7 protein-coding genes are annotated in these 6,000 nt (G+C 66.2%); 5 read left to right on the top strand and 2 right to left on the bottom strand.

The annotated features are described in order from the left end of the window. From ACTWQA_RS54610 to ACTWQA_RS54595, 4 genes are all read left to right on the top strand, one after another. Positions 1–333 (top strand): hypothetical protein (locus tag ACTWQA_RS54610; RefSeq protein ID WP_443166715.1); only part of this gene is annotated, 333 nt, incomplete at its 5' end. 26 nt (positions 334–359) lie between these two features. Beyond that, the gene (locus tag ACTWQA_RS54605) at positions 360–1,175 is read left to right on the top strand and encodes an ExeA family protein (protein ID WP_443166714.1); all 816 of its coding nucleotides are present in this window, start codon (positions 360–362) and stop codon (positions 1,173–1,175) included. 210 nt (positions 1,176–1,385) lie between these two features. After that, positions 1,386–1,613, top strand: a complete 228-nt coding sequence (locus ACTWQA_RS54600) for a hypothetical protein (protein ID WP_443166713.1) — start codon at positions 1,386–1,388, stop codon at positions 1,611–1,613. A gap of 64 nt (positions 1,614–1,677) precedes the next feature. Continuing rightward, complete coding sequence (locus ACTWQA_RS54595; protein ID WP_443166712.1) at positions 1,678–2,382, top strand: cytidylate kinase family protein; 705 nt, start codon at positions 1,678–1,680, stop codon at positions 2,380–2,382. A 320-nt stretch (positions 2,383–2,702) separates the two neighbouring features. Here the strand turns inward: ACTWQA_RS54595 and ACTWQA_RS54590 are convergent, their stop codons facing one another. Together ACTWQA_RS54590 and ACTWQA_RS54585 are read right to left on the bottom strand one after the other, a co-directional pair. Next, complete coding sequence (locus tag ACTWQA_RS54590; protein ID WP_443166711.1) at positions 2,703–3,854, bottom strand: alginate lyase family protein; 1,152 nt, start codon at positions 3,852–3,854, stop codon at positions 2,703–2,705. Positions 3,855–4,622: 768 nt separating this feature from the next. After that, positions 4,623–4,955, bottom strand: a complete 333-nt coding sequence (locus ACTWQA_RS54585) for a DUF4326 domain-containing protein (RefSeq protein ID WP_443166710.1) — start codon at positions 4,953–4,955, stop codon at positions 4,623–4,625. A 199-nt stretch (positions 4,956–5,154) separates the two neighbouring features. Here ACTWQA_RS54585 and ACTWQA_RS54580 point away from each other — a divergent pair, with 199 nt between their 5' ends. Continuing rightward, positions 5,155–5,997, top strand: coding sequence for a MurR/RpiR family transcriptional regulator (locus tag ACTWQA_RS54580; RefSeq protein ID WP_443166709.1), 843 nt, complete (start codon positions 5,155–5,157; stop codon positions 5,995–5,997). The last annotated feature ends 3 nt before the right edge of the window (positions 5,998–6,000 follow it).

The following is a 6,000-nucleotide window of genomic DNA, read 5'->3' as shown; positions in this document are numbered from 1 at the left end:
TCCACGCCATCCACGCCATCCAGCGACGCATGCGAGTTCTGCCGCATCCACCACAGCGCACCACCCGCACCGTCGATCACCCGGCGCATCGCCGAACTGGCCGCCGAAGCCCGAACACTGTCAACCGATCGGTCCGCCCGCACCCCGGAACGCAAAGCCGCCTACTTCTGGACCAAGGCCGCCGTCCTCGCCGAGATCGCCGCCACCTGGGGCGACGCCGACCACCTGGCCGCCGTCGAGGCCCGGCACGTCGCCGCCCAAGCCCGCCGCCGCGCCCTGGACATCACCGACGAACTGGCCGCGGCTTTCATCCCTGCCACCCACCCGTTCTAAACCAGCCACCGCAAAGGCACCACATCATGCTCGATCCGCTGCTCAAGCACTTCACGCTCAAGGCGATGCCGTTCCGGCGCGACATCCACCCCTCCGCGCTGCACCGCTCAGCCGACCACGCCCAGGCCTGCGCCCGCATCACCTGGACCATCGCCGACCACGCGCTCGGCGTGCTCACCGGCGAAGTCGGCGTGGGCAAGACGGCCGCGGTCCGCGCGGCGATCGCCGCCCTGGACCCGACCAAGCACACCATCGTCTATATCGCCAACCCCGCCGTCGGCACCCGCGGCATCTGCCACCACATCGTGGCCAGCCTGGGCGGCAAACCCCACCTGCACCGCGCCATCCTCATCCCGCAAGCCGCCGACGCGCTGGCCACCGAAGCCGCCGAACGCGCCCGCACCCCTGTGGTGATCATCGATGAGGCGCACCTGCTCGACCACGACCAGTTGGAGTCGATCAGGATGATGACGAACCATGATCTTGATTCGCGGTCCCCGGCAGCGATCCTGCTCATCGGCCAGCCCACCCTCCGCCGCCAGATCAAGCTCGGCCTGCTCACCGCCCTCGATCAGAGGATCAGTGTCAGGTGGCATATGTCGGGATTGACCGAGCCCGAGACCGCCGACTACATCAGCCACCATCTCACCCAGGCGGGCCGTCACGACCCGCTGTTCACCGAGGACGCGGTCGCACTCGTCCACGAGTCCAGCAGGGGCAAGCCACGCTCGATCAACAACATCGCCAAGGCCGCTCTGGTCGCGGCCTACTCCCAAGACAAGAAACTCATCGACGAGTCCGCCGCCCGCGCCGCGGTCAGCGAGGTGATCGCGACAGACTGAGCACCACCACGACACCGTGAGCACCAGACCCCGTCAGGCCACCGCCTGGCGGGGTCGTTCATGTCGTCCACATAGACACCACGAACGCCGCCTGCGTGCTCATTTTCAGCGTCGCCCTACAATCTCTCCAAGGACGGCGAGCCGATGGGCTTCCTTCACGTCACGGTTGAGAGGTGGTGGGAGGTGAAGGGACCCTTCTGGAGGCGCCGCATGGTCAACGGCCGCGAACTGCCCCACTGGCACGTGGTCACACGGAAGGCGGACGGCTCGTGGGAGTACGAGGACACGATCAGCTTCGCCATGAGTCCCGAAGAGCTCGATCAGGAGCTGGCCGAACTTGAGAGTGGATACTGCGATTGGCGCGGGGGGCTCCTGCGCATGGAATGGCTGGACGGTGACGAGGCGAAATCCATTATGAATGAGCATTTCCGCGAGTAGACGCAACGTCACGACCGCAGCCTGACGTGCGGTGCTAAACAGAGACACCGTGAGAGAGGCAGCAATGGACCAAGGCACCCGCGGCGAGCTCATCAGTCGGCTGGCCGAGGCGATCAGGTCCGTCACGGTCGCGCACCCGCTGCGGATCGCCATCGACGGGCCGCCCGCCGCAGGCAAGACCACGCTGGCCGACGAGCTCGCCGTCGTCCTGCGCGCGCAGGACCGCGACGTCATCCGCGCGACCATCGACGACTTCCTCTTCCCCCGTGCACAGCGCTACCGACGCGGCCAATACTCGGCCGAAGGCTGCTACTTCGACGCCCACGACCACGCCGCGCTGTGCCGGGTCCTGCTCGATCCGCTGGGCCCAGGCGGAGACCGAAGGTTCCAACACGCGGTCTACGACAGAGACACCGACACCCGATCGTCCCCGCCGGCCACGACCGCCCCGGCTGATGCCGTACTGCTCTTCGACGGCGTCTTCCTCCTGCGCCCAGAACTCATCGACCGGTGGGACCTGCGCATCTTCGTTTCCGTCCCATTCGAGCAGACGGTAGATCGCGCCAGGGACCGAGGCACAGCGCTGGCCGGATCCACCGCCGACACCGCCGAAATCGAACGGTCCTGGCGCAACCGCTATATCCCCTCCCAACAGCTCTACTTCGCCACAGCCCGCCCAACCGACCACGCCGACATCATCGTGTACAACGATCAGCTCCAACGGCCGACCTGGGAAGTCCGACCACACTCATCGATACACAGGATTTGACAATTGCTCGGCGCTTTCCGGCGGCCTGCGGCTGCATTCGACGGGCCTTCCACGTGCTCAACATCGCGCGGCTATACGTTCCTCGGTCTCGCACCAACTGCGCCCTCTGCCTGCCTCGGACCTGGCGCGTACCGACTGTAGAAGATTGGCCGTGTAGGCCGCGTTGCTATACAACGCTGCTGTACGGAGATCAAAAAGGCCGGGCCGAACTTGTTGCCGCCTTCGCTGTTCCAGACAGTCAGCGTTCCGGTGGCGGCCGAGAAGATGTCGGCCACGCCGTCGGAGTTGAAGTCCGGCGTGGCCGATCCACTCATCGCGGCTTAGCGCGGGTTCTTCGCGTGGGTGAGGGTCTCCCAGGCCAGGAAGCGCGAGGCACCGACCGGGCGCTTCTGCTTCACCCACTTCGCCGCACTGGGCATGTCGTATCCGAAACGCTGGTGCAGCGCGTTGTAGCCGACCTCGAGGTTCGGCCCGAGGCCGAGGGTGACCTTTCCGCCGCACAGCCACGATGGCACCGTCGCGCCCAGTTGCAGGCGGGCGTGGAACTCCATCGCGAATCGCAGCCGGTGCTTGGCCTCGGCGTAGAGGTCCACGCCCTGGTGGCGGGCCGTCTCTGCGACGTGGGAGATGGCCGCGATGCCCCATCCGGTGTGCCCGAAGTCGCGGCAGGTTTCCTGGGCCAGGCCGTTCACGAACTTGGTCTGCCCGTGCCAGTAGTCGATGATCTCGGCTTCGGTGTCGTGCTTGCTGTTCGGCGGCGCCTTGGGCAGCGAGCCGTCCGTCGCGAGGTAGATGTAGGCGGGCAGCCTGCCGCGCCAGGTCGTGACCGCTCGGTCGAAGGAGGCGCGGTCGTCCAGGTGCACGGCGATGCCGATGGCGGCATCGGTCATGATCAGTTCCCAGTTGCCCTGGTTGTTGGGCTTTCCGGCGATCAAGGTCGGGAGGTAAACGGTGCGCAGCTTGTCGGCGAACCGGCCGGCCTGGGTCCAGCCGGTGTAGGTGTGCTTGATGAGTTCGGCGGCGCGGGAGAAGTTGGCGCCGGCAAAGCCAGTCTGCAGCGGCGCGTTGCTCCCGGTGTGTTCGGTGATCACGGCTGACCAGGCGTCCATGATCTGGATCGCCTTCTTGGCGTAGCGGGAGTCCTTGGTGAGGTACCACCGCAGGGCGTGTGTGTAGGCCGCATTGGCGTCCTCACGCTCGTCCGAGCAGCCGTGGTCGGGGTTCCCGTACATACCGCACTCCACGACGGCGCGGGGCTTGGCCGTGTAGGACAGCGAGGCATAGGAACTGCGTTGCAGGGCTTCCCAGGCGGACTTCCACGGTTCGTTGCCGAGGTTGGCTTTGACGAAGTCGAGCTGAGCGCGGCTGACCAGGACGCCGGGATGTTTGAACGCGGCCGCCTGCGCGGGCTGCGGGGCGGATAAGGCGGCGGCCACGAGCATGGTGGCGGCGAGAGGGCGAGCGAGACGCACGGGTTTCCTTCCAAGGCGGGGCCGCCCATTCAGCCAGCCGCCGACTCAGCTGTCAACATTTTCCGACTCGGCTGTCAACATTTTCGCGCCGTGGAAAGTGCTGTCGGTCTACCAAACCGACATCATCTTCTACGGCACTGACTTGACCGACTACATCACCAACGAGTTCAGCGGAACAGGCCGCTCGATAAGTGCAGACTGGCTCGCGCCACTGCTGGTTCCCTTTTGCCCGCGTTCCGCAGATGTGTGAGAAGAAAAGCACACGGATCTGGGACTTGAGCTGCGAGGACGCCGTCGATCATGCTGGTACGGCGTGTCACTAGGGCTCGGCATCATGCCTGGTCAGTTGGCCAAGGCGAGCCGAGCTAAAGGATCATGTTCTGAGCCTAGGATGCACTCAGGGACGAGCGTAGCTAGGACGTGGTAGGACAATCCGCTCGTAGAGCGTGTTCATGTTCTGCGACACGTTGCAGAGCCAAGACGTCCCGTTCCCTCGGCATAGCCACCTCGGCCAGGCATGTCACCAGACCATAGCAACATCGCCCCAGGTGGAGGGCCGATTTTCGGGAAGTCGTGTCACTAGGGCTTTTCGCGATTTTCGCCAGCCTGCAGCCTTCTGACCTGCAGTTTAGCGTCCGAACGTGCCCTAGATCGGCGATTAGCTGCGGAACGCGGGTTTTGGGGAGACCTCCTCTGAGGCTTCGGTAGGGGCGGAGTACCGACCGTCCGCTGTTCGAGCCAGGCGGAGCAATTGTTACGACCGCGTCCTCACGGTTCCCGCCCGGCCACGACGGCGAGCAGCACGTCGGCGTGGCACTCATGATCGGGCGTGCACCAGCACGCGAGGTCCTTGCCGGCCAGCTCGCGGCGAGCCTGATCGACAAGCTCGGGATTCTCGCGTAGGTGAACGCGGTACAGCTCCATCACCTCGCGCCGTTCATGGACCTGACCACCGCAAGTCCGGCATCCCTTCGGCCCTACGCTGTGCGGGCTGTTGTACGGACTCGCCTTCAGACCCGGCGCAGCCCTGCCGACGTACACCGCCCCCTTCGGCACCCGCGCGTGATACCTGTCACCCTCGACCTTGACCCGACGTGCCATGTGACTCCCCTCCCGGCATTCTTCCAGCGTTCTCCCCACATGACGGAGCCCGCCTCTCCCGTCAGAGGAGAAAAGACCCGCACGGCGACCCCCGGTCGCCGCAAGAGGTATGACAGCGGCTCGCCAGAGGCGCAGCCGGAAGATACGTTGCCTGCAACGTCGGCGAGGAAGGCAGGTACACATTGTGGCAACCGGCCCCATGACCAGCTCCAGCGTGGCGGAGCTGATCCGGAGCAGCATGGGACGGCTCTCACCGGGTGAACGAAAAGTGGCCCGGGCCCTCCTGGCGCACTACCCTTCGGCCGGTCTCGGCACCACTCACGAGCTCGCGCAGCGGGCCGGCGTCAGCGCGCCGACCGTGGTGCGATTCGTCGCCCACCTGCAGTTCGACAGCTACAAGGAATTCCAGCAGGTGCTGCGGGACGAGGTGCAGGAGCGCAAGGCCTCGCCGCTGACCATCCCGCAGCGCGTCACCAAGGACGATCTCCGCGCGGTATCGGCGGGGGTGTTCACGCAGGCCATCGAGCAGACGTACGCGTCGCTGCCGGACGACGAGCTGGACCGCGCCGTGAACCTGCTGGCGGACACCGGCAGGCACGTCACCTGCTTCGGCGGCCGCTACTCGCATCTGCTGGCCACCTACCTCGACCTCCATCTGCGTCAGCTGCGCCCGGGCACCACCGTGCACCCGCACACGCCCGCCCACCACGCCGGCTTCCTGCTCGACGTGGGCAAGCGGGACATCTGCGTGGTCTTCGACTTCCGCCGCTACCAGCGCGACGTGGTCGATCTGGCGGTGCACGCGCACGGGCACGGCGCGAAGATCCTGCTCGTCACCGACCCCTGGCTGTCGCCGGCGGCCGAGGTCGCCGACATCGTGCTGCCGGTCAGGGTGGACGGCCCGAGCCCGTTCGACTCGATCGTGCCGGCGACGGCTGTCGTCGAGTCGCTGGTGGCCGGGCTGCTGGCGAAGCTCGGCCCGCAGGCCGAGGCCCGGATCAGGGAGGCGGACGAGCTGGCGGGAGATTTCACGCTCGACTGAAAC

This window comes from Nonomuraea sp. 10N515B, assembly GCF_052245915.1.
Taxonomy (GTDB): domain Bacteria; phylum Actinomycetota; class Actinomycetes; order Streptosporangiales; family Streptosporangiaceae; genus Nonomuraea.
The sequence above is the reverse complement of the archived record's forward strand: the minus strand, read 5'-3'. Positions and strand labels throughout refer to the sequence as shown.

Excerpts from the sequence above, each read along its gene's own strand:
- ACTWQA_RS54605 (WP_443166714.1), top strand. The coding sequence starts at position 360 with ATGCTCGATCCGCTGCTCAAGCACTTCACGCTCAAGGCGATGCCGTTC.
- ACTWQA_RS54600 (WP_443166713.1), top strand. The coding sequence starts at position 1,386 with ATGGTCAACGGCCGCGAACTGCCCCACTGGCACGTGGTCACACGGAAG.
- ACTWQA_RS54595 (WP_443166712.1), top strand. The coding sequence starts at position 1,678 with ATGGACCAAGGCACCCGCGGCGAGCTCATCAGTCGGCTGGCCGAGGCG.
- ACTWQA_RS54580 (WP_443166709.1), top strand. The coding sequence starts at position 5,155 with ATGACCAGCTCCAGCGTGGCGGAGCTGATCCGGAGCAGCATGGGACGG.
- ACTWQA_RS54585 (WP_443166710.1), bottom strand. The coding sequence starts at position 4,955 with ATGGCACGTCGGGTCAAGGTCGAGGGTGACAGGTATCACGCGCGGGTG.